The sequence below is a fragment of the Steroidobacter sp. genome (genome assembly GCF_036406195.1).
Classification (GTDB): domain Bacteria; phylum Pseudomonadota; class Gammaproteobacteria; order Steroidobacterales; family Steroidobacteraceae; genus Steroidobacter.
In genome coordinates this window covers 1-25,670 of sequence record NZ_DASWVW010000035.1, presented here as the reverse complement: position 1 = coordinate 25,670, position 25,670 = coordinate 1, and the positions used below count along the sequence as shown (strand labels likewise).

Below are 25,670 nucleotides of genomic sequence, written 5' to 3'. Positions count from 1 at the left end.
ATGTGTCGCGACGACCCATCGTTCGCGTCGATTGCGCGCCCGCTAAGCATAGAAGTCAAACCCGGCCTCCGTGTGTCAGCTTTACTGCAGCTGCCATCGAAAGCACGCGCCTGTTTCGTACTGGGTCATGGCGCTGGCGCCGGAATGGCGCACTCATTCATGTCTGATATCGCGACGGCCCTGGAGTCGCGGCAAATCGGCACGCTGCGCTATCAGTTTCCTTACATGGAGCTCGGCTCGAAGCGCCCCGATCCACCCGCACTTTGTCATGCCACTGTCCGCGCCGCAGTGGAGGAAGCCCGCAGACAAGCACCTGGTGTCGCATTGATTGCCGGCGGCAAGTCCTTCGGTGGCCGCATGACTTCGCAAGCTCAAGCTGCAAGTCCACTGCCCCACGTGCGCGGACTCGCTTTCGTCGGCTTCCCCCTGCATCCCGCGAAGAAGCCCTCTGTTGAACGCGCCGCACATCTCTCGCAAGTAAACATTCCCATGCTGTTCCTTCAGGGAACCCGCGACGATCTCGCAGACCTCACTCTGCTCGAACCTATCGTCGACAAGCTGGGAACACGCGCCACACTCAAACGCATCGAAGGCGCCGATCACTCATTCCATGTTCTAGCCCGCTCGGGCCGCAATGATCGTGAAGTGATGGAAGAACTCGCGGATGCCATCGCGAGTTGGACAGGTACACTGGACTAGATTGTGACGCGGTGAACGGCTTGGACCGTCCCGCTAATTTTCCTAAAGCCCCTCACCCCTTTGGGAGAGGGGTTGGGTGATGGCCGTCCCCCTCACCCCGGCCCTCTCCCCGAAGGGGAGAGGGAGATAGGAGATGGGAGATGGGTCTTAGCCCCTCTCCCTTTGGGAGAGGGGTTGGGGTGAGGGCACCGAGCCCCTTAGCCCCTCTCCCTTGGGGAGAGGGGTTGGGGTGAGGGCACCGAGCCGCTCGGCCTACCCCACCGCCGCCTTCATCGTATTACAGATCTTGCAGAACAACTCTGCAGTCTTCTGCGCATCGTACGCCGCCGAATGCGCCGCGCCCGAATCCCATTCAATCCCTGCTGCCTGCAACGCTTTGCCAAGCACCGTCTGCCCGTAAGCAACGCCCGCCAGCGTGGCGGTGTCGAAGCTGGAGAAGGGATGAAAAGGATTGCGTTTGATTTCGGTGCGAGCGATGGCAGCGTTGATGAAATTCAGGTCGAAGTAGGCGTTGTGACCAACCAGGATGGCGCGAGTGCAATCGTTCTCCTTCATCGCACGGCGAATCTCCTTGAACAGCCGGGTCAAAGCCTCTTTCTCAGGAATCGCAGGACGCAGCGGATGAAACGGATCGATGCCGGTCACCGCGAGTGAGGCCGGTTCCAGATTCGCGCCGGGAAAGGGTTGTACGTGATAGCGCCAGCTCTCGCCAGGAAGCAGCGTGCCGTCGCCCTGGATCTCGAGCAGCACCGCGGCAATCTCCAGCAACGCATCGGTGTTGGGATTGAACCCGCCGCACTCGACGTCGACGACCACAGGCAGAAAGCCGCGAAAGCGGCGAGCCATGGGCAGCTTGGCCTGGACATCCACACTCGCTGCTTCGCTCAAGACGGAATTTCCTCGGCCAGCTGCCACGCAATGCTCTCGCCCGCTCTGAACGGCGTGAGCTCATCGTTACCAAATCGATACACGGCTGGTGGCGACCAGGCCGTGCGCTTCAAAGTGATCTTGGTTGTATTTCGCGGCAGGCCGTAGAAATCCGCGCCGCGTTCGGAGGCGAACGCTTGCAACCGATCCAAGCGACCTGCCGCTTCAAACGCTTCGGCGTACAACTCGATGGCCGCATGCGCCGAGAACACACCAGCGCAACCACAGGCATTCTCTTTGGTATGACGCGCATGCGGAGCACTGTCTGTGCCCAAGAAGAATCGCGCATCGTCACTGGTAGCCGCCTCGAGCAGCGCCTGACGATCGTGCTCGCGCTTGAGCACTGGCAAGCAATAGTTGTGAGGACGAATGCCCCCCTGAAAGATGGCATTGCGATTCAACAAGAGATGCTGCGGTGTGATGGTCGCAGCGACACCGGCACGAGTCCCTTTCACAAACTGCACACCCTCTCGCGTCGTCACATGCTCGAACACCACGCGCAGCTTCGGGAATCTCTCCACGATGTCCGCCATGACGCGATCGATGAACACCTTCTCGCGATCGAACACATCGACACTGTGCTCCGTCACCTCGCCATGCACCTGGAGCACCAGATCCGCTTCCTGCATTGCTTCGAGCACGGGAAAGATCTTCTCGATGGCAGTCACGCCCAAATCGGAGTTCGTGGTGGCGCCTGACGGATAGAGCTTGGCGCCGACGACGAAGCCGCTTTGCTTCGCCGTGAAGATCTCCTTCGGCGAGATCGAATCCGTCAGATACAACGTCATCAACGGCTCGAAACGCAGCCCAGCAGGTACGGCCTGCAGAACGCGATCACGATACGCAGCGGCGGCCGCAACCGTAGTCACGGGCGGCTTGAGATTCGGCATGATGATGGCGCGAGCGAATTGCCGCGCGGTGAAGGGAACGACGCTGGCGAGATGGGCACCGTCGCGCACATGCAAGTGCCAGTCGTCGGGACGAAGCAGGGTCAACTGAGTCATGCGGGAAGTGTACGGGACCGCGACACAGAAGGCTCGCCCGGACTCACCCTCTCCCGTCCGATTTCGGGCGGGAGAGGATAAGGATGAGGCCCCGAGGCCTGTCGACCGATCAGCCGGTGGCGTTAGCGGCCTCGCCGATCAGCTTCTGCAGCTCGCCGCTCTTGTACATCTCGATGATGATGTCGGAGCCGCCGATCAGCTCGCCATTGACGTACAGCTGCGGGTAGGTCGGCCAGTTCGAGTACTGCTTCAGCGCCTCGCGCAGCTCCGGATCCTCGAAAATGTTGACGTGCTGGAACTCCGCGCCCACGGCGCCGAGCGCGCGCACCGCCGCGGCCGAGAAGCCGCACTGGGGGAAATCAGGCGTCCCCTTCATGTACAGCACGACCGGGCTGGAGGACAGCTGCGACTTGATGCGTTCGATGACGTCCATACAAAACCTCGATAAAGCTCGAATCGATTCAGGAAGCGGCCTCGCGGCGCCGCTGCTGCGCCCGGATCACGACCAGGCGCCGCTGCTCTTCCGTCAGGCGCGACCATTGGCTGATCTCGTCAATGGTGCGGCCGCAGCCGACGCAGACATTCCGTGCATCGAGTACACAGACTTTGACACAGGGAGATGCGACGGGAGGGGGCGGGGGCGTCATGACGGAAAGAGCTGACAACCGGATTATGGGGACGCCTCCCCCATTCTTCAAACGCTTTTTGCTGACAAATGCCGTAGTCCGGGTACGCCAGCGGCCCCGGGGCAGCATGGACCCCGGCTCGGGCCGGCGCCGCGTTTTGGCGGCCGGCGAATCCAGCGTATCTTTCGCGTCTGGTATTCGAGGACGAATTTTCATGTCGATTGACCTGCCCAGCGCCGATTACATCTCCCGCACGGTCGCCCTTGCCCTGGAGGAAGACGTCGCCACCGGCGATCTGACAGCGCAACTGATCCCCGCGGACCGCACTTCCACGGCCACCGTCATCACGCGAGAAGACGCGACCTTGTGCGGCCGGGCATGGTTCGACGAGGTGTTTCGTCAAATCGACTCGAAGGTGCGAGTGACCTGGAAGGCTGCGGACGGAGATCGGATTCGCGCCAATCAGGTGCTATGCGAGCTGTCCGGCCCGTCGCGGGCGCTGCTGACGGGTGAGCGTAGCGCGCTCAACTTCCTGCAGTTGTTGTCGGGTACGGCTACCGAGACGACCCGCTACGCCGAAGCGTTGAAGGGTACTCAGTGTCGGGTGCTCGATACGCGCAAGACCATTCCAGGATTGCGACTGGCGCAGAAATACGCCGTGCGTTGTGGCGGCGGGACCAACCATCGCATCGGGTTGTTCGATGCCATTCTCGTGAAGGAAAACCACATTGCCGCCGCGGGCTCGATTGCGGCGGCGGTGGCGGAAGCGCGTCGCGTGAGCGGCAAGGTGATGGTGGAAGTGGAAGTGGAGAATCTGGAGGAGTTACAGCAGGCGTTGCAGGCCAAGGTTGATCGGGTGCTGCTGGATAACTTTTCCAATGAGGACTTGAAGGCGGCGGTGCGCATTACTCGAGGGCATCCGAATGCGGGCATCGAGTTGGAGGCCTCCGGGAACATGTCGCTGGAAACGCTGCGCGCGGTAGCGGAAACGGGTGTCGATTTCGTTTCGGTTGGGGGTCTCACCAAGCACGTGAGGGCGGTGGACTTGTCGATGCGGTTCGCATAACGCAGCCGCAGTTGATTTTTCTTTTGACCTGCGGCGGGCAAGCCAGGAAAGAGGTAGATCAATTCCGCACTGGGGCGTCTAACGCGGCCGCAGTTGATTTTTCTTTTGGCCTGCGGCCGGCCGCCCGGAAAGAAATAGAGCAATTCCGTACAGGGGCGTCCAACGCAGCCGTAGCTGATTTTTCTTCTGGCCTGCGCCCGGCGCTTCCACAAGAAGCGCGGCGGGAAAATGGTTAGAACGTTTCGCCGCCCGAAGCGAGTTTCATGACGCGCTGAGGCGTTGCGATACCGTAGCCCTGCGCATAGTCGACGCCGAGGCTGCGAAGCATCTCGATGATTTCGACGTTCTCCGCGAACTCGGCGATGGTCTGCTTGCCGGTGAGATGGCCGATTTCGTTGATCGAGCGCACCATCTCACGGTCAATGGGGTCGTGCAGGATTTCTTTGACGAAACTGCCGTCGATCTTCAGGAAGTCCACCGGGAAGTGCTTCAGGTAACCGAACGACGACAACCCGGTGCCGAAGTCGTCGAGCGCGAAGCGGCAGCCCAGGTCCTTCAGCGCATGAATGAACCGGTTCGCCTGCGAGAAGCTGGCGATGGCCGCGGTCTCGGTGATCTCGAAACAGATCTTGGACGCATCGATGCCGCTGCGATGGAAATGATCGATCACGAACGGCAGGAACTTGTCGTCGCCGAGGCTCTGGCCGGACAGATTGATGGAGCACAGCTCGAGCTTCTCGCGCTCGTCCGCCTCCGACACCAGCCAGCGCAGCGCATGCTCGATCATCCAGCGATCGATGTTCGGCGTCAGGCCGTAACGCTCGGCGGCCACGATGAACTGATCCGGCGCGACGATCTTGCCCGCCTCATCGCGCATGCGTAACAACAATTCGTAGTGCAAGCCAGTACTCGAGTTCTGGGCCTGCAGCGGCTGGATGACCTGGCGGAAAATCTCGAATCGATTGTCTTCCAACGCGTTGTTGATGCGCGCGGCCCACTGCATTTCGCGGCGGCGGCGCATCAGGTCGATGTCGTTCTCCTGGAAACTGTAGATGCGATTGCGGCCGCTTTCCTTGGCCGCGGCGCAGGCGCTGTCAGCGGCCGAAATCAGCGAAGCGACATCCTCGTTCTCCGGCGACAGCGGCACCACACCAATGCTCGCGCCCAAGCGGAAGGTGCGCTCCTCCCACACGAACCTGTAATTGCGGATCGCCTCGCGAAGCATCTCGGCGTTGCGCACGGCCTCTTCGAGCGAGCAGCTTTCCAACAGCACGCCGAATTCGTCGCCGCCCAGACGCGACACCGTATCGCGCCATCGAATCTTCGACTTGAGCAACGCGCCAACCTGGCCTAGCAGGGCGTCGCCCGCGCTATGACCGCAGTTGTCGTTGATGATCTTGAATTGATCCAGATCAATGTGACACAGCGCGTATGAAGCTTCGCGCGCCTTCGCGCTTTTCAGTGCCCGCTCCAACCGCGACTCGAATTCCCGACGATTCACCAGGCCGGTGAGAATGTCATGGCTGGCGTGATACGACAGCTTGCGATTCAACTCGCGGCTTTCGCTCACGTCATGGAACACCAGCACGCCGCCCGAGACATTGCCGGCGCCGTCGCGGATCGGGGAAGCACAGCTCTCGATATACAACTCGTTGCCGTCACGCCGGATCAGCAATGTCGGGCGAACCGACTTGATCGCCCGTGTGCGGCGGATTGCCACCGCCAGCGGATTCTCCAGCGGCTCGCAGGTTTCTTCGTGGAAGCTGCGGAAGATCTCGTCGACCACGCGGCCCTGAGCGTGCTCCAGCCGCCAGCCCGTGAGCTGCTCGGCGACGGGATTGAGATACTCGATACGGCACTTCGAATCGGTCGTAATCACGCCATCGCCGATGGACTGCAGCGTGATCTGCGCGCTCTCCTTCTCCTTGAACAGCGCCTCTTCATACAACTTGCGCTCGGTGACATCGAGGTCGACACCGACGATGCGTCGCGCCCGGCCATGCTCGTCGACGCGAGCCTTGGCCCGGCTCTCCACCCACAGCCACACGCCATCGCGATGGCGCAGCCGGTGGACGCTCTCGAACAAGGGCTCCTTGCCGGACAGGTGATCGCGCAGCGCCGAGCTGACGCGCAGCGTGTCATCCGGATGTAACAGTTGTTGCCAGTCGGTCAGCGGCTCGACGTCATCGTCGCTGTAGCCGAGCATGGCCTTCCAGCGCGGCGAGAACCAGGTCTTCTGGGTATCGACATCGAAGTCCCACAGACCGTCGTTGGCGCCGTGCAAGGCGAGCTCATTGCGCTCTTCCAGCTGATGAAAGTGCTTCTGGTAGCGCAACCTTTCCACGCCACTGGAATAACTCGAGCCGAGCAGCTTGAGCATCAAATGCAGGTTGGCGTCCCAGGAATCGCGCGGCAAGGTCGAGCACAGCGCGATGAACGCCTGGACGCGGCCTTGAATGGCCACGCCCACCACCAACGCGGCGCCGATGTGCAAGGACGCGAAGCGCGCGCCTTCGGCCGTCAGCTCGCGGCGCGGGTGGGCGGTATCGCGAATCTCGACGATGCGCAGATGGCCGAGCTTGCTGCGAAGATACGGCAAACGCTCCAGCGGCTCGCCATGGAACACGATGGGATTGAACGTCGCGAACAGCCCGCTGGCCGCGACCACATGCTCGATGCTCTGGCGGGCTTCGTCGAACGTCGCGATGACGATAGCGTCGAGGCCGGCCGCATCGCGCAGCGCCTCCAGATTGTGTTTCAGCTGCGGATCGTCGCGTTCGGAAGCGAGATTCTGAAAATCGATGGAGGCCTTGGTGAGCAGCACATCCAGCCCGGCTTTGCGGCGCGGACGAGCGGAGAACAAGGTATCGCCACTCGGCGCGGACACCACGATCGCATGCTCTGTCGGATTGCTTGCCACTTGAGAAGCGCGTCAGTGCCTGATCGACGCCGAACCGCGGGCACGCGGGCTCGACGACCGGCAGCGATTCAAATTCTTCGCCGCCCCTGCATCTTTGCAGTTTTTATCGCGGATACGGGCGTTCTTGCGAACTCCGCGCACCGCTGACTGATCCGCCAAGTGGGCTGAGACAGTCATTCAGGGCATCCTCCCGAATCGAAACTTGATCCGCCGACACGTGCTGCTGAGCGAATATGAATAGCAATGCGGCGATCGTCCGATTGTGGCACAGCGAAATATGCGATGAAAAGCACACTGCCAAGTGTGGCACTCGACCAGCGACGCCGATCAGCGACAATTCTCTGTGCAGGCCGTACGCGATCCGACGGATTCTCCGTCAGATGCACGGCTCATTCGGCGGGCAGGCTTTCCCGGATGCGGATCTGCGGCGGGTTTCTGAGAATCAGCCAGCGCACTCCAAACAGATCGACAATGCCCACCCAGAGCCGGTTGCTCAGCCCGTACTTGGAAACGCCGTGCGTGCGGGGCCGATGGCGCACCGACACCGAGACCACGCGAGCGCCGGCGCGTTGATACAAGGCCGGCAGAAATCGGTGCATGTGGTTGAACCAGGGCAAGCGCATGAACGTGGCCCGGTGCATCAACTTGATGCCGCAGCCGGTATCGGGAGTGCCATCGCGAAGCAGTCCACCGCGTACACGATTTGCAACACGTGAAGAAATCCGGCGCAGCCAGGTGTCTTTTCTTGTGGTGCGGTTGCCCATCACCAGTTTCAGCGACTCGTCGCCTGCCGCCGCTGCCGCCGTCACGGCCTTGAGCAACTCAGGGATATCCGCGGGGTCATTCTGGCCATCGCCGTCGAGGGTCGCGATCCACTCGGCGCGCGCAGCCTCCACGCCGGTACACACCGCCCGGCTTTGACCGCACCGCTGCGAGTGCTCCAGCAGGCGAATCTCCGGGATGCCGGCGGCGCGGGCCGTCTTGACGGCCTCGACCGTGCCGTCGGTACTGCCATCGTCGACGAAGAGGATCTCGAAAGGCCGGTAGTCCGCCAGGGCGGCCTGGATTTCGCGGGCCAGCGGCCCGACATTGTCAGCCTCGTTGCAGACCGGAATGACGACGGAGAGGTTCATGCGCACGCGGATTATAGGACCCGTGAAGTCAGACGTCTGGCCGCGCAAAATCAATCGCCTTATTCTGACTCCATGAACGACCACCGGCACAGGGCCGGCGAACACCGGCATGACGCCGGCGGCGTTGCCCACTCAACCCCTCACGCGGGCCCGCCTTCGACTGGCGCTCGCAGCCACAACCATGACCATGGCCATGGCCATGGCGCGCACGATCATGGCCACGGACACAGCCATGGTGGTCACGACCATGGGCATCACGATCACGACCACACTGCCGGAGCCAGTGGCCGCGTCCTGGGTATCGCATTCGCGCTGACGGCTCTATTCATGGTGGTCGAGTTCGCCGGCGGCCTGCTGGCGAGGTCGCTGGCCCTGGTCGCCGATGCAGGCCACATGCTGACCGACGCGGCCGCGCTCGCCCTGGCCTGGGCAGCGGTGCACATCTCGAGCCGCCCGGCCGATGCCAAGCGCTCGTTTGGCTACCAGCGCCTGCGGGTGCTCGCCACTTTCGTCAATGGCTGCGCCCTGCTGTTCATCGTCGCGTGGATCTCATTCGAAGCCATCGAACGGCTGCTCAATCCGGTCGCGGTCAATGCGCAGATGATCCTGTGGATCGGCTCGATCGGCCTCGCGGTCAATCTCGTCGTGTACGCGATGCTGAGCCGGGGCGACTCGCACGACATGAACGTTTCGGCAGCGACCCTGCACGTGCTGGGCGACCTGCTCGGATCGGCCGCCGCCATCATCGCGGCGCTGGTGATCCTGTGGACGGGCTGGCTGCCCATCGATCCGCTGCTCTCGCTGGTGGTGTGCGCATTGATCGTGAAGAGCGCGGTATCGCTGGTCAGCCGCTCAGCGCACATCCTCATGGAAGGTTCGCCCGAATGGCTGGACCAGGACGAGCTGCGCCGCACCCTGGAACAAAGGATTCCGGCGATCCGCGACGTACATCATGTGCACACATGGTCGGTGGGGCCGCACGAAACGCTGCTGACCATGCACGCACTGGTGAGCGCCGAGGCTGATCATGCGGTCGTGCTGAGAGAGACCAAGGCGGTGCTCGCCGAACGCTACGGCATCACCCACGCGACCATTCAAATAGAAGTGGAAGATTGCGTCGACAAGGGCTGCGGCGAGCAGCCACAGCGCGTAGCGCGCAGCTAGGCTTCTCGCAGCGCGCGCTCGGCGATCTTGTACGTTTCGTGCAGCCGCCGCTCCAACTCCTCCTGAGCTGCGGCCATTTCCTCGTCCGTCATTCTTTTCGGCGGAAAGTAGGGCTCGCCGATCGCGATGCGCAGCCGCGCGAACGGGAAAGGAATGACGAACTTGTCCCACGTTCCGAGCAATCTTGCCGGGCTGGCGGCATAGGCAATCGGCACGACGGCCTTGCCGCTGATCTGCGCCGTGAAGATCGCACCAGGCTTCATTTTGAACCGCGGACCGCGCGGACCGTCCGGCGTGATGGTGGGCGAAATGCCTTCCTTCACGATGGCGTTATAGACCCCGCGAACCGCGCGCATTCCCGTGTACGAGCCCGAACCGCGAACGACGCGCGCGCCATAGAACTCCGCGAGCATGGTCGGCGCCTGGCCATCCACCGAGGGCGAAATCATGAAGCCCGGCTTGATGCCCTTGATCTTGTTGGAGCACATGAAGCGCGCGGCCATCAGCAGGTGCTGATGCCAGAACACCGGCACCACCGCGCCCTGCTCCTTCAGCAAGGTTTCCAAGCGGTCCAGGTGGATGATCTTCAAGCGGCTGGTGCGCCAGAGCACCTCGATAATCAGCGACCCGAGATACACGGCGAGCCGATAAGCGAACATGCGAGCTGGCGTCAGCTTGCGCTGTGATTTGGTCCGCGCAGGCAACGTCGGCTGCGCACTTTCTTCCGACAAGCTTTCGCTCCTCTACTCGTCTCGCTGTAGCTGGGCGCGCAACTCGATTTCCTTGCCTTCACGCCACACCGTCAGGCGCACCGTGTCGCCCGGCTTGTAATCGTCCAGGCGCGCCGACAGCAGCGCACCGCTATAGACGGCCTCGCCATCGACCGCAATGATGACATCGCCTGGAATAATGGAATTGCGCTTTCCCAAACGAGCCCCGCGCAGCCCAGCGCGATCGCCGGTGCTGCCTGGCTGCACCCTGAGAATGGCGGCGCCGCGGACACCGAGTTGACGCGCAATCGCCCGGCTCAGCACTTCATCGACCTCGACTCCCAAGCTAGGCGGCGCATAGCGCCCGGTCGCAATCAGCTGCGGCGCCACGCGATTGATCGTGTCGACCGGCACAGCGAAACCGATCCCCGCGCTGGCACCCGATGGACTGAAGATCGCCGTGTTCATGCCGATCAAGCGCCCGGAGCTATCGAGCAAGGGCCCACCGGAGTTACCCGGGTTGATGGCGGCATCAGTCTGGATCAAGTGTTGAATGACGCGACCGTCCTCGCCGCTGAGGGAGCGATCGAGCGCCGACACGATGCCCGTGGTCAAAGTCCAGTCCAGGCCGAACGGATTGCCGATGGCAAACACCTTCTGCCCGACCTGCACGTCCGCGCTGCTGCCGACGGGAATCGGTGCCGGCGCGTTGCGCGCAGCCTCGATCTTCAGCACCGCGATATCGTGCGCGGCGCTGCCACCCACGAATTTCGCCTCGAAGTCGCGGCCATCCGCGAGTTTCACGATCGCCTGGCTGCCGCCCTCGATCACATGCAGATTGGTGATGACGTGGCCCTGCTCGTCCCAGATGAATCCCGAGCCCGTGCCTCGCGGCACCATCATCACGTTGCGCGTCCAGAAATCCAGAACGCGCTCCTGAGTGGAGATAAAGACGACCGAGCCCTTCGCGGCTTCGAACAAGCCGATCACCGCCTGCTCTTCCCGCATCAGCTCCCCTCGCGGCACCACCGGCCGGGGCGCTGCATCGACGCTGATCCTGCGCCATGAGTCGGTGCTCAAGTGCCACGCACCCCACGCAGCGAGCGCGAATACGATCAGGCGGGACACGATCCGCCAGCGGGTAACACGAGGGGTTCCGGGCGATGTCATTCGTATTGGGAAGGAGAGATGGTGCGACTCGCGGCACCCCTTTCTATGCCTAACATCTTGAAAGGCACGGAATTATTCCAGCGCCAGCAAGGCCATTACCCCCAAAGTTTCCCCATGTACTCCCCGGTTGTCCAGGGCGCCGTCCGCCGTGGGATTCAGCCACGACGGGCGGCTAACCACAACCTGCACAACTGAGGTGCAAGTCATGGCTACAGGAGAGTCTATCCCGTCGCCGCTAGCCGCCTATGCGCCGCCCATTCTCGGGCGGCGGGGCGGTCGGGCATGAGCGACCAAGAGGTATCGGTTCGGGAGCGTCTAAACGGTTCAGGTTCGGCGTCTGCAGAGAGCTGCCGCCGTCCTGGCGTGTATTCAATACGTGGCGGAATACGAGGAGGATTTCGAGTTCAGTCTGGCCGACGCGGTCAGCGTCGTGGTGGAGATGATCGACGACGTAGCGGACGCGGTGAGCTTCACAGCTTCGCTTCACGCGGTTGCTCCGAGTTACTTCTTGCGCCGCTTCTGCCGCGTGGATCGCGTAGGGACCCGGATTTCGCCGCGCTCAATGCTGCTGCGGATCTCGATCAGTTCTCGCCGAAGAGGCGCCGCCCACTTCTGCAGGATTGAGGGAATGTCACGTCCCTGCCGAACGACAGCCACTATGGCAATGAATTGAGTCCCGAGAGGTTCGTAGACGATGTAGTGCTCACGAACCGGATACAACAACAGCGCAGTCCCTCCGGCGAGTTCCTGGCGGTCACGGAAGGACGCATAGTTTTCCGCGATGTATTGCGCGCCCTCATGCAGATCTTCGAAGTAGCGGGTCGTCAGTTCCTTGCCCCATCGAGCACGCGACCAGACTCGCGCCTCGCGCAGATCGGCTACCGCGCGGGCAGTCAGAACGTATGACTTCCGACGCACTCGATCTCAATCCTCATCCTGGAGGTCAAGGATCGATTTGTCGGAAAACCTGCCCTGCCGCAAGTCCGCCAATCCTTCCAGAATGTTCAGAGCAACCGCCCGATCCTGCATGTCTTGGCGGATCAGGTCGCGAATGTATTCGCTGGGTGTCGCATAGACATCCTTGTCGCTCGCGCGCTCATCCACGTACTTCCGCAGGGCGTCGGTCAGCTGCACATTCAGGCTGCTGCTCATGATCGGCTCCGGTCCAAATCTCTTCCCGAGGGTTTTAGGCCGGTCTGGCAATAGATGTCAATAGTTGCCAGAGAGCTGCTTGGAGCGGAGCGCGCCGATGGACAGCCAAGGAACGTGGTGGAACAAAACGCCTGTGATTACAGGTGTTTGTGGGAGTAAGGGGACCTTACTGGAAGCGCCTGGACGAGGAGATGGTGCCGACTCGCGGAATCGAACCGCGGACCCACGCATTACGAATGCGTTGCTCTACCAGCTGAGCTAAGTCGGCACCGAAAAAAACGAAGCGGCACCGGCGGGGCCGGTGCGGCGGGGGGCGAAGTATAGGGGAAGAAGTTCCGAGCGAACAGGCCGCGCACTTCAACTTAGAACGGCTTCACGAGCTCGCCGGGACCCGCTTGCGGCGCAGGCGGATCACCACCTCGACCCCCTCGGCCTCCATGCCCTCGGGCAGTGTCGGGAAACGGCTGAAGGCGATGTCGTTGGGATCGATGTCGCGCAGCTCGCCGGTTTCCAGGTCGTGGAAATGGTGATGGGGCTCGATGGTCGAGTCGTATACCGAGCGCTCCGGGTCCAGGTGGATCTGGCGCACCAGGCCGCGCTGGGCCAGGACTTTCAAGGTGTTGTAGACCGTGGCCTTGGACACCCGCTCGCCGCCCCGGCGGATCTCCGCCAGGATCTGCTCGGCGGTCATGTGGGCGGGAGCGCCCATGAGGATCTCGGCCACTCGGACCCGCTGGTGGGTGGGCTTCAGGCCGTGCTGATGCAGCTGTTGCACGATCCGATCTCGCGTCGGCGTGCCTGGGTTGTAATCCGGAGTCACGTAAGAACCCGCCACTGATAAATCCGGGCAAATACTCTACGCCGAGCATACATCGGCATGCGCCTGGAGGCGAGAAACCGGTCAAAAAAGCCCGTAAATCGACGCCTTAGGCGCCCGTCGGGCGCTTATGTTGAGCGGGTTCGCTACCGTGCGAAGGAACGCACCATGCTCGCAACCCGCTTGCCCCGGTCCCGGGGCGTCACCCTGCTGGAAATGATGATTACCCTGGCGGTGTCGGCCGTCCTGCTCGGCCTGGCCGTGCCCTCCTTCGCCGGGATGTGGCTGGACTCCCAGCGGGCGGTGGCCGTGAATGCATTGATCCACGGCATCTTCCTGGCTCGCACCACGGCCGTCGTTCGCAAACATGTGGTGAGCATCTGCCGCTCCTCCGACGGCCAGACTTGCAGCAACCAGTTCGAAGACTGGCAGCACGGCTGGATCGTGTTCGTGAACCACGATCGCGACGACCCGCCGGTGCGAGACCCGGGCGAACCCGTGCTTGCGGTGCAAGCCCCCTGGAAAGAGGGGACGATCACCTCGAATCGGCGGGCCTATTCGTTCAGGTCGTTTCGGCACCGTGTCGTCAATGGCACCCTGGTGTTCTGCGACCGTCGCGGCTCGGCTCAGGCACGCGCCATCATCATCAACAGCGCCGGCCGGCCACGCGTCTCCAAGCGAGACAGCGACAATCGCCCTTTACGCTGCCCCAGCGGATAGCCATCATGCCTTCCGTATGGGAGGACAAATCACGACGCTGCGTGGCCCGAGGCGCGCACGTGGATTCAACATCGTCGAAGTGCTTGCTGCCTTGCTGGTCATTGCCGTGGCCATGGTCGGCGTCGCGGCACTCTATTCGGACCAGACCCACATTCGTGCGGATGCTCGTCTGCCGCTGCGCGCGGCGGAGCTCGCTGAAGAAATGGCCCAGCGCATCCGCGCCACTCCCGAAGGCCGGGACGGCTTTGCGACGACCGTTGGAGTGATCTGCAATCCCAACAAGAAAATGAAACTGCCGCAGGACCAGGCAGCACTGATCGCCGCATGCTGGGAAGACGAAGTGGAACGCTCGCTGCCGAGCGGGTTGGGAACGATTTCGCGAGACACCTCGGTGACGCCGGCGAGCTATGTCGTCGCGGTCAGTTGGTCGGCACCAGGCTCCGGCGCAGCGTCCTATGTGACCCGCGTGGATCTCAAGAATTAACCCGCGATTTATTTGTCCGCCGCCGCGGCCTGCCGCTCCACGCGCGTGATCGGCACGCGCAATTCCTTCGGCAGGCTGAACACGACATTCTCGACCTCGCCCTGAACGTTCTCAGGAGCCTCGCCGCCCCACTCTCGCAGCCGCGCAACGACGCGCTCGACGAGCACTTCTGGAGCGGACGCACCGGCCGTCACGCCAACCACGCCTTTGCCATCAAACCACTCGCGCTGAAGATTCTCCGGACCATCGATCAGGTAACCCGGAATCCCCGCCTTCTCCGCGATCTCGCGCAAACGGTTGGAATTGGAGCTGGTGGGCGAGCCGACCACTAGAATGATGTCGCAGCGTTCCACCAACCGCTTCACCGCATCCTGCCGATTCTGCGTCGCGTAGCAGATGTCTTCCTTGCGCGGCGTCGTCAGCGTCGGAAAGCGACGGCGCAATGCATCGACGACGCGCTGCGTATCATCGACGGACAACGTCGTCTGCGTGACGAACGCGAGGCGCGAGGGATCTTTGATCTCGAGCTTGTCCACGTCCTCCGACGTCTCGACCAGCAAGATGCGGCCACCGTAGCGCGTGTCGAACTGCCCCATCGTGCCTTCGACTTCCGGATGCCCTTCATGGCCGATGAGGATCACTTCGCGACTCTCGCGCGCATAGCGCGACACTTCCATGTGAACCTTGGTGACTAGCGGACAGGTCGCATCGAACACCTTGAGCTCGCGGCGACGCGCTTCTTCCTGCACCGCCCGCGCGACACCGTGCGCGCTGAATATCACCGTCGCATCGTCCGGCACTTCATCCAGCTCTTCGACGAACACCGCGCCCAGGCTCCGCAGGCGCTCCACGACGTAACGGTTGTGAACGACTTCATGCCGCACGTAGATAGGCGCGCCGAACAGCTCGATCGCACGCTCGACGATGTCGATCGCACGGTCGACGCCAGCACAGAAACCGCGGGGATTGGCGAGGAGAATCTGCATGCTCACTTGCCCGGCGTTTGCGGCGTACCGTTCGCCGGCCGTCGGTCGTGCCCGCTCTCGAGAAAAGCATCTATGAGCAGGCACGCGGCGCCGATGGAGATGGCCGTATCGGCGATGTTGAACGCCGGGAAATCCCAGGTGCGCCAATTGAAATAAATGAAGTCCACCACGTAGCCATGCATGACGCGGTCGATCACGTTGCCGAGCGCACCGCCCAGCACCAGCGACAGGCCGATGGCCAGGATGGTCTGGTCCGAACGGATCCGCCGCAGCCAAAGCATCAACGTCACGCTGACGACCACCGCGAGCAAGATGAAGAACCATCGCTGCCAACCCGCCGCTCCCGCCAGGATGCTGAAAGCCGCGCCGGTATTCTCGAGATACACGATGTCGAGGATGGGCAGCAGCGCGATGCTGTCTTGCAGCTTCACCGTGCCGATGACCAACGCTTTGGTCGCCTGGTCCAGGATCACCACCAGGAACGACAGCCAGAGCCAGTTGCTGCCGCCGCGCGTGGGCGTGAACCAGACTTTCGCCAGGGGGTTGGTCATTGCATCAACCTCAGGTAAAGCGCCGCTGCTCGCCCGGCCCTTCCACGTTGGTCACGCAGCGGCCGCAAAGTTCCGGATGCCGCGCATCGTGGCCCACATCGGGGCGCTTGTGCCAGCACCGCACACACTTCGCCGCTGTGGTCGGCTTGACCACGATCCAGGTTGTGTTGCCCTCGCCTTCGCTGGCCGCAACTGCCTCCGCCGGACGACTCTCGGCGGCATGCGCCCGAGCAGCTGAAGTGATGAACACAAAGCGCAGTTCCTCGCGGAACGACTGCAACGTTTCCAGCAAAGGACCCTTGGTGTACACGTCGACTTCCGCATCCAGCGGTGCACCGATCGAGCCGGCGTTGCGCAGCTTCTCCAGCTCGCGCGAGATGGCGCTGCGAACGTCGAGGATCGCGCTCCAATCGATCGCGGGCTGCTCGGTCAGCTCCTTCGGGAACTCGAAGAAAGTCTCGAAGAACACTGACTCGCTGCGCTTACCAGGCATGTACTGCCACATCTCTTCAGCCGTGAACGACAGAATCGGCGCGATCCAGCGCACGAAGGCTTCGGCGATATAAAACATCGCCGTCTGCGCCGACCGGCGCGGCAAGCTCTTCTTGCCGGTGGTGTAGAGCCGATCCTTGGTGATGTCGAGATAGAAACCGCCCAGGTCGACGCTGCAGAAGTTGTGCACCTTCTGATAGATCAAGTGGAACTGATAGCTGCGATACGCCGCCGTCACTTCCTGCTGCAACTGCTGAGTACGCCACACCGCCCAGCGATCGACTTGCACCATCTCCGAGGCCGGCACCTTGTCGGTCGCCGGATCGAAGCCGTCGAGGTTGCCGAGCAGGAAGCGCCCTGTGTTACGAAGGCGGCGATAGGACTCGGCGACGCGCTTCAGGATCTCGTCCGACAGCGCCATTTCATTGGCATAGTCGGTCGCGGCGATCCACAAGCGCAGCACGTCGGCGCCGAGCGTGCCGATGACCTTTTGCGGCACGACCACGTTGCCGAGCGACTTGGACATCTTTCGGCCCTTGTCGTCGATCGTGAAGCCGTGAGTCAGCACCGCCTTGTAAGGCGCGCGATCGTGTTGAGCGACCGACGTGAGCAGCGAGCTGTGGAACCAGCCGCGATGCTGGTCGGAGCCCTCCAGATACAAATCGGCGGGTGCGGTCACGTCACTGTGCATCTTGGGCACCGAGTGATGAGCGATGCCGGAGTCGAACCACACGTCCATGATGTCCGTGACCTTCTCGTACTCCGCAGCCTCCTGACTCAGGAGCTCCGCCGGATCGAGATCGAACCATGCGTCGATACCGCCCACTTCCACACGCTTGGCCACTTCCTCGATCAATTCGACGGTGCGCGGATGTAACTCGCCCGTCGCTTTGTGAGTAAACAACGCGAGCGGCACACCCCACACGCGCTGACGGGAAATACACCAGTCCGGACGGTCGGCGATCATGCTGCTGATGCGATTCTCGCCCCAGCCGGGAACCCACTGCACCTTGGCGATCTCACGCAGCGCGCCTTTGCGCAAGCCGGCTTGATCCATGCTGATGAACCACTGCGCGGTCGCGCGATAGATGACCGGCGTCTTGTGACGCCAGCAATGCGCGTAGCGGTGACTCAGCGTCGTGTGATGCAACAGCGTGCCGTGTTCCTTGAGCACTTCGACCACGTGCTTGTTCGCATCGAACACGCGCTCACCTTCGAACAAGGGCGTGCCCGCCACGAAGCGGCCGTCGCTGCCGACCGGATTGTTCACTTCGAGCTTGTACTTCAGGCCGACCTCGAAGTCTTCCGCACCGTGACCCGGCGCGGTGTGCACGGCGCCAGTACCGTCATCGAGCGTGACGTGATCGCCGAGAATCACCGGCACCACGCGCTCGTAAAACGGATGTTGCAACTGCAGCCCTTCGAGCTTGGCGCCTTCTACTTCGGCGATGCGCGTCGACTGCTCGATGCCGGCGCGCTTCAACACACGCTCGGCAAGCTCGGTGGCGAGCACCAGCACTTCATCGCCAGTATCGATCAGCGAATAGCGAATCTCGGGCCCGAGCGCCACGGCCTGGTTGGCCGGCAACGTCCAGGGCGTCGTGGTCCAGATCACGATGCTGGCGGACGGCTTCGTGTTCTGGACACCAAAGCGCTTCGCCAGCTCGCCCAGATCCTTCACCCGGAAGCGAACGTCGATGGCCGGCGACGTTTTGTCTTCGTACTCGACTTCCGCCTCGGCCAGCGCCGAGCGGCAGTCCAGGCACCAGTGCACCGGCTTCAAACCTTTATAAACATGGCCGTTGCGCAGGATCTCCGCGAACGCGCGCAGCTGTTCGGCCTCGTACTTCGGCGCCATTGTGATGTACGGACGATCCCAATCGCCCATCACGCCGAGGCGCTTGAAGTCCTGGCGCTGGCCGTCGATCTGCGACTGCGCGAACTCACGGCACGCCTGCCGAAACGCGCGAGGATCGAGCGACTTCACTTCCTTGCCGCGCGTCTTCTCGATCTGATGCTCGATCGGCAGGCCGTGACAATCCCAGCCCGGCACGTATGGCGCATCGAAGCCGTCAATTGAACGCGACTTGACGACGATGTCCTTCAACACCTTGTTGATGGCGTGGCCGAGGTGAATCGCGCCGTTCGCATACGGCGGGCCGTCCTGGAGAATGAACTTTGGCCGCCCCTTCGCAATCTTGCGCAGCTGCGCATAGATCTGGCTGTCCTCCCAACGCTTGAGGATGTCCGGCTCGCGACGGGCCAGATCCGCCTTCATCGGGAAGCGGGTCTGGGGCAGGTTGATTGTTTGCTTATAGTCCATGGAAGTGGTTAGCGGTTAGTGGCTAGTGGTCGGTATGGAAATACGCGCGGCAGCGCCGCGCCTGCCGCCGCCGCAATTCGGAAAGTGTGGAGGTAATCTCTCATTTGCCCAGCCCTTCTTACTAACCACCAACCGCTAACCGCTAACCGCTAACATCTGCCGCGCCTGCGCGGCGTCTCGATTCATCTGCTCGATCAATGCGTCCATGTCGGCGAACCAGCGCTCCTCGCGCAGGTAGGCGATGAAGTCGACGTGCAACACCTGGCGATACAAGTCGCCTGCGAAGTCGAACACGTGAGCTTCCAGCAACAGCTCCTTGCCGTTCACCACTGGCCGCGTTCCAAGGTTCGCCACTCCCGGCGCATCCTTCAGCCCGGCGCCGGTCACTCGGATCGCGAAAATGCCGGCCACCGGCGTCGCGCGACGATGCAATCGCAAGTTCGCGGTGGGAAAGCCGAGCTTGCGCCCGAGCTTCTCGCCATGGATCACCTTGCCGGTCATTCGATACGGCCGACCGAGCAACTTCGTGGCCCGCGCCATGTCGCCGACCGCCAGCGCCTCGCGGATCGCGGAACTGCTGACGCGCTCGCCCTCGACCTCGAACGGCGGCACTTCAGTGACCTCGAAACCCGCCGCCGCACCGAGCGTCCGCAGGCAATCGATGTCACCCTGGTTGTCGCGCCCGAAACGAAAATCGTGCCCTACGACGATGTGGCGGGCGCCAAGCGCCTTTACCAGTACCTCGTTCACGAAATCCTCGCGGCTCAGACGACGCATGCGGTCGTCGAACCGCAGGCACACGAAGCGATCCACTCCATAACGATCGAGCGCTTCGAACTTCTCGCGGAAGCGGGTCAGGCGGGCCGGCGGCGCACCTTTGGCGAAAAACTCGCGCGGCGTCGGCTCGAACGACAACAGGGCCGCCGGCAACCCGTGCTGTGTCGCACGCTCGCGCAGCACACGGATCATCTCCTGATGGCCGAGATGGATGCCGTCGAACGCCCCAATGGTCAGCACGCAGCCACGCTGCCCGGCACGCAGGTTATACAGGCCCCGAATGAGCTCCACCGCGGCCCCTCGTGCTCCGCAAGTCCAAAAGGAGCCGCATTATAGGGAAGTCGCGGCCGGCTGCAGTCGGAACTGGCCGGCGCGTACGCCCATCACCCACAAGGCAGCGAAATAGAGGGCGATTCCGCCCACCACCAGGCCCGCCAGCCAGACGATCCGCTCGATCTTGCCGGTTTCCAGCCAGGTACCGACATCGCCGCCGAACCACCACAGGAAGGCCGCCATCAGGGCGCTGGCCAGGACGATCCGGATCAAGAGGCCGCGCATGGCCTGGCCCCGCCGCAGCACATTCGTGCGCAACAGCCCGAGATAGAGCAGCGTGGCGTTCATCATCGCGCCAACACCGTTGGTCAGTGCCAGCAGCGCGTGGGCGCCCGGCGTTTGGAGATGGTCCGTGAGCCACAGGCCGGCGACCACGATCACGTTGAGCACCATGGTCAGGCCGAGCGCGCGCATGGCGATTTTCACGGGGCCTTTGGTGTTTTGCTGGGCGTAATAACCGGTCGCGAGCACCTTGATCATGCTCCACCCCAGCAAGGCCAGCGAGAACGCCATCAGCGCGAGGCGGGTCATTTCCACGTCCTGCGGCCGGTACTGACCATAGTGATAGAGCGCGACGGTCAGCGGCCCCGACAGCGCGAACAGCGCCACCGACGCGGGAATGACGATGAGACAAACGAGCCGCACGGCCCAGGCCATCGTCGCGGAAAACTCCTCCGGTGCTTCTTTGGCGTGCTGGGAGGACAAGCTCGGCAGGATCACGGTTGCCAGCGCGATGCTGAACACGCCGAGCGGAAACTCGACCAGCCGATCCGCGAAGTACAGCCACGTCATGCTGCCGTCGGCCAGCAACGAGGCGATGCCCGTGCTGATCATCACGCTCAACTGCCCCATCGAGGAGCCGATGATGGCCGGGCCCATGAGCCTGGCGATGCGCTTCACCGCTTCATGCCGCAAATTCCAGTGCGGACGCCGAATCACGCCCAGCTTGAGCAGCGCCGGCAATTGAATGAAAACCTGCAACAGACCGCCGACGAACACACCCACCGCGAGTGCCACGACCGGCTGCTCGAAGTGCGGTGACACCACGGCCGCGAACACGATCATCACGATGTTCAGCACCACCGAGGTGAACGCCGGCAAAGCGAATTGCTGGTAACTGTTGAGCACGCCGCCGGCGAGCGCGGTCAGGGATACGAACAGGAGGTAAGGAAACGTCCAGCGCAGCATCTCCACGGCCAGCGCGAACTGCCCCTCGTCCTTGGTCGCGAATCCCGGCGCGCAGATGAGCACGATCACTGGCGCGGCGAGCACGCCGAGCAAAGAAAGAATCGTGAGGAACCCACCGAGCGTGCCGGCCACCGAGTCGACCAGCTCGCGCACCTCCTCCTTGGAACGCTTGGTCTTGTACTCGGCCACCACCGGCACGAACGCCTGCGAGAACGCCCCTTCGGCGAACAAGCGGCGCAGCAGGTTGGGGATCTGGTTGGCGAGGACGAACACCTCCATGAACACCGCCGGGATCACCGTCGCGTACACGACGTCCCGCACCAGCCCCGTGATCCGGGACAGCAGCGTAGTCATTCCGACGATGGCGGTACTGCGGAAGAAGCCGCGGCTCATGGCAGGCCGGGCTCGAAGTCGATGGAAATTGGGCGGGGCATGGGGCGGCAATGGTAGTGAAGATGAGGACCGGCTGCTCAGGGAGTTCAAGCTCGGCAGTCCTCATGTTCGCGGCCGATTATGGCGAGTTGCGGGCAATCGAAAAGCGGCCAGCCCTCCGGCCCTCTCCCCCTCACCCCGGCCCTCTCCCCCCTCACCCCGACCCTCTCCCCCCCCTCACCCCGACCCTCTCCCCAAAGGGGAGAGGGAGATAGGACTCCTCAGCCCCTCTCCCCAAAGGGAGAGGGAGATAGGACTCCTCAGCCCCTCTCCCCCTGGGAGAGGGGTTGGGGTGAGGGCCCCGTCCAGGCCCGAATCGGGGCAAAATTCCCGCCGTGGGGCACTTTGCCCTTGCCTTACGCCAGTCTCATCGGCAGAATTCGCGACCTATTTTTTGGAGCATTCACGACCGTGGCCAATATCAAGTCCGCAGAAAAGCGCGCCCGCCAAACCGTCAAGCGCCGTGCCCGTAACGTCGCCGGCCGCTCGAAGCTGCGTACCGCCATCAAGGGCGTCGTGAATGCCGTGGAAGCCGGCGACAAGGAAACTGCCGTCGCCAAGCTCAAGGCCGCCGGCCCGATCATCGACTCGGCCGTGAACAAGGGCCTGATCCATCGCAATAAGGCCGCTCGCCACAAGAGCAGCCTGAATGCCCGCGTGAAGGAGCTGTCGGTCGCCGGCTAAGCCGCTGGTTCGACCTGTGAATGCGAAAAAGCCGGGCTTTGCCCGGCTTTTTTATTGGGTGCTGGCGAGCTGATACCTCTCAGCCCACCTCGACCTCGCGCGGCGCATCGATCTCTTCCAGCCGCCTCATGATGGCCTCGCACAGCTCCTCGGTACCCCGACGCGCCAGGCCGGAGATGCGAAACACCGGCCCCTTCCAGCGCAAGCGGCGCACGATGTCCTTGCAGACCTTGTCCGCCTCGTCCGGCGGCAACAGATCGACCTTGTTCAGCACCAGCCAGCGCTCCTTCGCCGCCAATTCCGCGCTGAACTTCTTCAATTCGGCGATGATCGCGCGCGCATCCTTCACCGGGTCGGCCTCCGGATCGGGCGGCGACACATCGACGAGGTGTAGCAGCACCCGCGTGCGCTGAAGGTGCTTCAAGAACTGAATGCCGAGGCCAGCGCCTTCCGCCGCCCCCTCGATCAGCCCCGGAATGTCCGCCATCACGAAGCTGCGATGGACACCAACGCGCACCACGCCGAGGTTCGGGTGCAAGGTGGTGAAGGGATAGTCTGCGACCTTGGGTTTCGCCGCCGACACCGCGCGAATCAGCGTCGACTTGCCGGCGTTCGGCAGGCCGAGCAGACCGATATCGGCCATCACCTTCAGCTCGAGTCGCAGCTCGCGCTTCTCCCCAGGCAGTCCCGGCATGGCCTTGCGCGGCGTGCGATTGGTGCTGCTCTTGAAGCGCGCATTGCCCCAGCCGCCCTTGCCGCCTTTGGCGACGAGCAGTCGCTGGCCGGCTTCGGTGATGTCGCCAAGCTCTTCTTCGGTGTCGACGTCGACGACTACGGTGCCGATCGGCACCTCGACTTCCAGATCCGTCCCGCCCGCGCCAGTGCAGTCCTTGCCGGAGCCTGCGGTCCCGTGCGGCGCGCGGAAGCTGCGGTTGTAGCGAAAGTCAGCCAGCGTGTTGATGCCCGCCTTGCCGACGAGATAGATGTCCGCGCCCTTGCCGCCGTCACCGCCGTCCGGCCCGCCGAACGGGATGAACTTCTCGCGGCGGAAGCTCACGGCACCGCGCCCGCCGTTGCCGGCTTGAACCTTGATGGTGGCTTCGTCGACGAAACGCATGGCTTGGAAGTGACTAGTGACTAATGACTAATGAACGGTCGGAACGGCGCCGGTCCAAAGCTCGGCGTGGCTGCCGCGCGCTGAGAACCTAGTCTGGAGTTGCCGGGGCCCGAAAAAAAGAGCCCCGGCGCTGGCCGGGGCTCTTTCGATACTGCATGAACGCGGCCGCGCTTACTCGGCGACGACGCTCACGAAAGTCTTCTGCTCGATACCGCGCTTGCGGAACTGCACGCGACCTTCGGCCTTCGCGAACAGGGTGTAATCCGTGCCCACGCCGACGTTGTCGCCGGCACGGAACTGCGTGCCGCGCTGGCGGACGAGGATGTTGCCGGGAATGACCTTCTCGCCACCAAACTTCTTGATACCAAGTCGTTTGGACTCTGAATCGCGGCCGTTCTTGGTACTGCCGCCTGCCTTTTTATGTGCCATGGCGTGTGTGCTCCGAAATCAGTAGAAAATTAGCCGCCGACGATGCCGGTGACCTTCACTTCGGTGAAGGGCTGGCGATGCGTGCCCTGGCGCAGGTAGTGCTTGCGGCGACGGAATTTGACGATGACCTTCTTGTCGCCCTTGCCGTGGCTCTGCACGGTCGCGGTGACCTTGCCGCCGTCCAGGAACGGCGAGCCGATCTTGACCTGATCGCCCGAGCCGACCAGCAGCACCTTGTCGAACTCGACATCGGCGCCAGCCTCGGCTTCCAGCTTCTCGATGCGCAGCACCTGGCCTTCGCTGACGCGATACTGCTTACCACCCGTGGAAATGACGGCGTACATGACCTTTGCAAGCTCCGGGAGCCGGGAGCCCCCGGCTGAAAAGGGCGTGAAGTGTACGGAGCGGACGCGCTACTGGCAACTGCTGCGTCCGCATCCGGCGTAAAAACCCGGGCGAAAGGCTGGGTGGGCGGCAGATTGCTCGGGATTCGCCCTATTCCAGCGCCCGGCCGTCGCGCGGAATGTGGTCCGTTCGCCGCCATTTTCAGGGATTTCACCGCACGGTGACGACAACGAAGTCTGTGACATGCGACAGCTGGCGCCCCTGATGGGCTACCATTCGCGCTCGGCTTTTTCTCCTTGGAATCCATGAGCTTCGAGTCCGTCAAAGCGCTGGTCGAACCCGACCTGCGGCAAGTCGATGTGGTCATCCGCAACCGCCTCGCCAGCGATGTCGTCCTGGTCAACCAGATCGCCGAATACATCGTGGGCAGCGGCGGCAAACGCCTGCGGCCCCTGCTGGTGGTAGTCGTCGCCCGGGCCTGCGGCTATCGCGGTGAGCGGCATTCCGAAGCCGCCGCGATTATCGAATTCATCCACACCGCCACCCTGCTCCACGACGACGTAGTCGACGGCTCCAAACTCCGCCGCGGCCGCGACACCGCCAATGAAGTGTGGGGCAACGAGGCCAGCGTGCTGGTGGGCGATTACGTCTACTCGCGCTCGTTCGAAATGATGGTGAGCCTGGAAAGCATGCGGATCATGGACGTGATGGCCGGCGCCACCAACAAGATCGCCGAGGGCGAGGTGCTGCAGCTGCTGAACGCCAACGACCCGGACACCACCGAAGAACGGTATTTCGAGGTCATCTACCGCAAGACCGCCAAACTGTTCGAGGCCGGCGCGCAGATCGCCGCCATCCTGGCCGGCGTTTCCGCGGAAACGGAACGGGCCATGGCCGCCTACGGCCGGCACTTGGGCACCGCTTTCCAGCTCATCGATGACGTACTGGATTACCAGTCAAACAGCGAAGCGCTCGGCAAAAACCTCGGCGACGACCTCGCCGAAGGCAAACCCACCCTCCCTCTTATATATGCGCTCCGCACCGGCAACGACGAACAGCGCGCCCTGATCCGCCGCAGCATCGAGCAAGGCACCATCGACCAGCTCGCCCAGATCACCGCTGCAATTGAATCGACCGGGGGCCTTGCGTACACTTCGCGCCTCGCGCGGCGGGAGGCCGCCCTCGCCATCGAGGCAATCGCCGTATTGCCGGACTCGGCGTACAAGCAAGCCTTGCGCGAACTCGCTGAATTTGCGGTGGAACGCAGCTACTAGCGTTTGGAAGTGTCTCGGGCTGTTCTTTCGGCTCCAGACCAGACCGCGGTTCGAATTTCGGGGTGTAGCTCAGCCTGGTAGAGCGCTACGTTCGGGACGTATAGGTCGCAGGTTCAAATCCTGTCACCCCGACCATTCAAAACATTC

General features: G+C 62.8%; 27 protein-coding genes and 2 tRNA genes. 9 read left to right on the top strand and 20 right to left on the bottom strand.

All coding sequences use genetic code 11. The features are described from left to right. A complete protein-coding gene (locus VGE08_RS16535; protein WP_331069018.1) occupies positions 1 to 699 on the top strand; it encodes an alpha/beta family hydrolase in 699 nt (232 codons plus the stop codon). A gap of 252 nt (positions 700 to 951) precedes the next feature. Here VGE08_RS16535 and rnt read toward each other — a convergent pair whose 3' ends face one another. The 4 genes from rnt to VGE08_RS16515 form a co-directional block, all read right to left on the bottom strand. After that, positions 952 to 1,545, bottom strand: coding sequence for a ribonuclease T (gene rnt / locus VGE08_RS16530; protein ID WP_349258726.1), 594 nt, complete (start codon positions 1,543 to 1,545; stop codon positions 952 to 954). A 38-nt stretch (positions 1,546 to 1,583) separates the two neighbouring features. Continuing rightward, on the bottom strand, positions 1,584 to 2,630 hold the full coding sequence (gene pyrC, locus VGE08_RS16525) for a dihydroorotase (protein WP_331069016.1): 1,047 nt from the start codon (positions 2,628 to 2,630) through the stop codon (positions 1,584 to 1,586). Positions 2,631 to 2,739: 109 nt separating this feature from the next. Next, positions 2,740 to 3,063: a Grx4 family monothiol glutaredoxin gene (gene grxD, locus VGE08_RS16520; protein ID WP_331069015.1), complete on the bottom strand. Its 324-nt coding sequence runs from the start codon at positions 3,061 to 3,063 to the stop codon at positions 2,740 to 2,742. Positions 3,064 to 3,091: 28 nt separating this feature from the next. Continuing rightward, on the bottom strand, positions 3,092 to 3,277 hold the full coding sequence (locus tag VGE08_RS16515; RefSeq protein WP_331069014.1) for a DUF1289 domain-containing protein: 186 nt from the start codon (positions 3,275 to 3,277) through the stop codon (positions 3,092 to 3,094). 193 nt (positions 3,278 to 3,470) lie between these two features. Here VGE08_RS16515 and nadC point away from each other — a divergent pair, with 193 nt between their 5' ends. Beyond that, positions 3,471 to 4,322 carry a carboxylating nicotinate-nucleotide diphosphorylase gene (gene nadC, locus VGE08_RS16510; protein WP_331069013.1) on the top strand — a complete coding sequence of 284 codons (852 nt, stop codon included), beginning with the start codon at positions 3,471 to 3,473 and terminating at the stop codon, positions 4,320 to 4,322. Between the two features lie 232 nt (positions 4,323 to 4,554). Here nadC and VGE08_RS16505 read toward each other — a convergent pair whose 3' ends face one another. Together VGE08_RS16505 and VGE08_RS16500 are read right to left on the bottom strand one after the other, a co-directional pair. Continuing rightward, positions 4,555 to 7,209: an EAL domain-containing protein gene (locus VGE08_RS16505; protein WP_331069012.1), complete on the bottom strand. Its 2,655-nt coding sequence runs from the start codon at positions 7,207 to 7,209 to the stop codon at positions 4,555 to 4,557. 422 nt (positions 7,210 to 7,631) lie between these two features. Continuing rightward, positions 7,632 to 8,375 carry a glycosyltransferase family 2 protein gene (locus tag VGE08_RS16500; protein ID WP_349258725.1) on the bottom strand — a complete coding sequence of 248 codons (744 nt, stop codon included), beginning with the start codon at positions 8,373 to 8,375 and terminating at the stop codon, positions 7,632 to 7,634. 181 nt (positions 8,376 to 8,556) lie between these two features. Between VGE08_RS16500 and VGE08_RS16495 the strand changes: the two genes are divergently transcribed. Together VGE08_RS16495 and VGE08_RS16490 are read left to right on the top strand one after the other, a co-directional pair. Continuing rightward, complete coding sequence (locus VGE08_RS16495; RefSeq protein ID WP_331069010.1) at positions 8,557 to 8,691, top strand: hypothetical protein; 135 nt, start codon at positions 8,557 to 8,559, stop codon at positions 8,689 to 8,691. A gap of 11 nt (positions 8,692 to 8,702) precedes the next feature. Then, the gene (locus tag VGE08_RS16490; RefSeq protein ID WP_331069009.1) at positions 8,703 to 9,539 is read left to right on the top strand and encodes a cation diffusion facilitator family transporter; all 837 of its coding nucleotides are present in this window, start codon (positions 8,703 to 8,705) and stop codon (positions 9,537 to 9,539) included. Here VGE08_RS16490 and VGE08_RS16485 read toward each other — a convergent pair. The 6 genes from VGE08_RS16485 to VGE08_RS16460 form a co-directional block, all read right to left on the bottom strand. Further along, the gene (locus VGE08_RS16485; protein WP_331069008.1) at positions 9,536 to 10,270 is read right to left on the bottom strand and encodes a lysophospholipid acyltransferase family protein; all 735 of its coding nucleotides are present in this window, start codon (positions 10,268 to 10,270) and stop codon (positions 9,536 to 9,538) included. The two genes, VGE08_RS16490 and VGE08_RS16485, sit on opposite strands and share 4 nt — an antisense overlap. Before the next feature lie 12 nt (positions 10,271 to 10,282). Beyond that, complete coding sequence (locus VGE08_RS16480; RefSeq protein WP_414717504.1) at positions 10,283 to 11,419, bottom strand: S1C family serine protease; 1,137 nt, start codon at positions 11,417 to 11,419, stop codon at positions 10,283 to 10,285. A gap of 501 nt (positions 11,420 to 11,920) precedes the next feature. Further along, the gene (locus VGE08_RS16475) at positions 11,921 to 12,337 is read right to left on the bottom strand and encodes a type II toxin-antitoxin system RelE/ParE family toxin (RefSeq protein ID WP_331069006.1); all 417 of its coding nucleotides are present in this window, start codon (positions 12,335 to 12,337) and stop codon (positions 11,921 to 11,923) included. Positions 12,338 to 12,343: 6 nt separating this feature from the next. Further along, the gene (locus VGE08_RS16470; RefSeq protein ID WP_331069005.1) at positions 12,344 to 12,571 is read right to left on the bottom strand and encodes a hypothetical protein; all 228 of its coding nucleotides are present in this window, start codon (positions 12,569 to 12,571) and stop codon (positions 12,344 to 12,346) included. A 192-nt stretch (positions 12,572 to 12,763) separates the two neighbouring features. Next, a tRNA-Thr gene (locus tag VGE08_RS16465) sits at positions 12,764 to 12,839 on the bottom strand. Between the two features lie 105 nt (positions 12,840 to 12,944). Then, on the bottom strand, positions 12,945 to 13,406 hold the full coding sequence (locus tag VGE08_RS16460; protein WP_331069004.1) for a Fur family transcriptional regulator: 462 nt from the start codon (positions 13,404 to 13,406) through the stop codon (positions 12,945 to 12,947). 150 nt (positions 13,407 to 13,556) lie between these two features. Here VGE08_RS16460 and VGE08_RS16455 point away from each other — a divergent pair, with 150 nt between their 5' ends. Together VGE08_RS16455 and VGE08_RS16450 are read left to right on the top strand one after the other, a co-directional pair. Continuing rightward, the gene (locus VGE08_RS16455; RefSeq protein WP_331069003.1) at positions 13,557 to 14,108 is read left to right on the top strand and encodes a GspH/FimT family pseudopilin; all 552 of its coding nucleotides are present in this window, start codon (positions 13,557 to 13,559) and stop codon (positions 14,106 to 14,108) included. 16 nt (positions 14,109 to 14,124) lie between these two features. Beyond that, positions 14,125 to 14,592 (top strand): prepilin-type N-terminal cleavage/methylation domain-containing protein, encoded by a 468-nt coding sequence (locus tag VGE08_RS16450; protein WP_331069002.1) that lies wholly within the window; start codon positions 14,125 to 14,127, stop codon positions 14,590 to 14,592. A gap of 8 nt (positions 14,593 to 14,600) precedes the next feature. Here VGE08_RS16450 and ispH read toward each other — a convergent pair whose 3' ends face one another. The 5 genes from ispH to murJ form a co-directional block, all read right to left on the bottom strand. Then, positions 14,601 to 15,578 (bottom strand): 4-hydroxy-3-methylbut-2-enyl diphosphate reductase, encoded by a 978-nt coding sequence (gene ispH, locus VGE08_RS16445; RefSeq protein ID WP_331069001.1) that lies wholly within the window; start codon positions 15,576 to 15,578, stop codon positions 14,601 to 14,603. Between the two features lie 2 nt (positions 15,579 to 15,580). Continuing rightward, entirely contained in the window at positions 15,581 to 16,129 is a 549-nt protein-coding gene (lspA, locus tag VGE08_RS16440) for a signal peptidase II (protein WP_331069000.1), read from the bottom strand. 10 nt (positions 16,130 to 16,139) lie between these two features. Continuing rightward, the gene (gene ileS / locus VGE08_RS16435) at positions 16,140 to 18,944 is read right to left on the bottom strand and encodes an isoleucine--tRNA ligase (RefSeq protein ID WP_331068999.1); all 2,805 of its coding nucleotides are present in this window, start codon (positions 18,942 to 18,944) and stop codon (positions 16,140 to 16,142) included. 135 nt (positions 18,945 to 19,079) lie between these two features. Then, complete coding sequence (locus tag VGE08_RS16430; RefSeq protein WP_331068998.1) at positions 19,080 to 20,012, bottom strand: bifunctional riboflavin kinase/FAD synthetase; 933 nt, start codon at positions 20,010 to 20,012, stop codon at positions 19,080 to 19,082. A 39-nt stretch (positions 20,013 to 20,051) separates the two neighbouring features. Further along, complete coding sequence (gene murJ / locus VGE08_RS16425) at positions 20,052 to 21,635, bottom strand: murein biosynthesis integral membrane protein MurJ (protein WP_331068997.1); 1,584 nt, start codon at positions 21,633 to 21,635, stop codon at positions 20,052 to 20,054. A 450-nt stretch (positions 21,636 to 22,085) separates the two neighbouring features. Here murJ and rpsT point away from each other — a divergent pair, with 450 nt between their 5' ends. Then, positions 22,086 to 22,358 carry a 30S ribosomal protein S20 gene (gene rpsT, locus VGE08_RS16420; protein ID WP_331068996.1) on the top strand — a complete coding sequence of 91 codons (273 nt, stop codon included), beginning with the start codon at positions 22,086 to 22,088 and terminating at the stop codon, positions 22,356 to 22,358. A gap of 79 nt (positions 22,359 to 22,437) precedes the next feature. Here rpsT and cgtA read toward each other — a convergent pair whose 3' ends face one another. The 3 genes from cgtA to rplU all read right to left on the bottom strand — a co-directional run bounded on the left by cgtA (position 22,438) and on the right by rplU (position 24,248). Beyond that, entirely contained in the window at positions 22,438 to 23,475 is a 1,038-nt protein-coding gene (gene cgtA / locus VGE08_RS16415) for an Obg family GTPase CgtA (RefSeq protein ID WP_331068995.1), read from the bottom strand. Positions 23,476 to 23,646: 171 nt separating this feature from the next. Further along, a complete protein-coding gene (gene rpmA / locus VGE08_RS16410; protein WP_331068994.1) occupies positions 23,647 to 23,904 on the bottom strand; it encodes a 50S ribosomal protein L27 in 258 nt (85 codons plus the stop codon). Between the two features lie 29 nt (positions 23,905 to 23,933). After that, complete coding sequence (gene rplU, locus VGE08_RS16405; RefSeq protein ID WP_331068993.1) at positions 23,934 to 24,248, bottom strand: 50S ribosomal protein L21; 315 nt, start codon at positions 24,246 to 24,248, stop codon at positions 23,934 to 23,936. Between the two features lie 306 nt (positions 24,249 to 24,554). Here rplU and ispB point away from each other — a divergent pair, with 306 nt between their 5' ends. Both ispB and VGE08_RS16395 read left to right on the top strand, forming a co-directional pair. After that, a complete protein-coding gene (ispB, locus tag VGE08_RS16400; protein WP_331068992.1) occupies positions 24,555 to 25,523 on the top strand; it encodes an octaprenyl diphosphate synthase in 969 nt (322 codons plus the stop codon). 58 nt (positions 25,524 to 25,581) lie between these two features. Next, a tRNA-Pro gene (locus VGE08_RS16395) sits at positions 25,582 to 25,658 on the top strand. Positions 25,659 to 25,670: the final 12 nt, after the last annotated feature.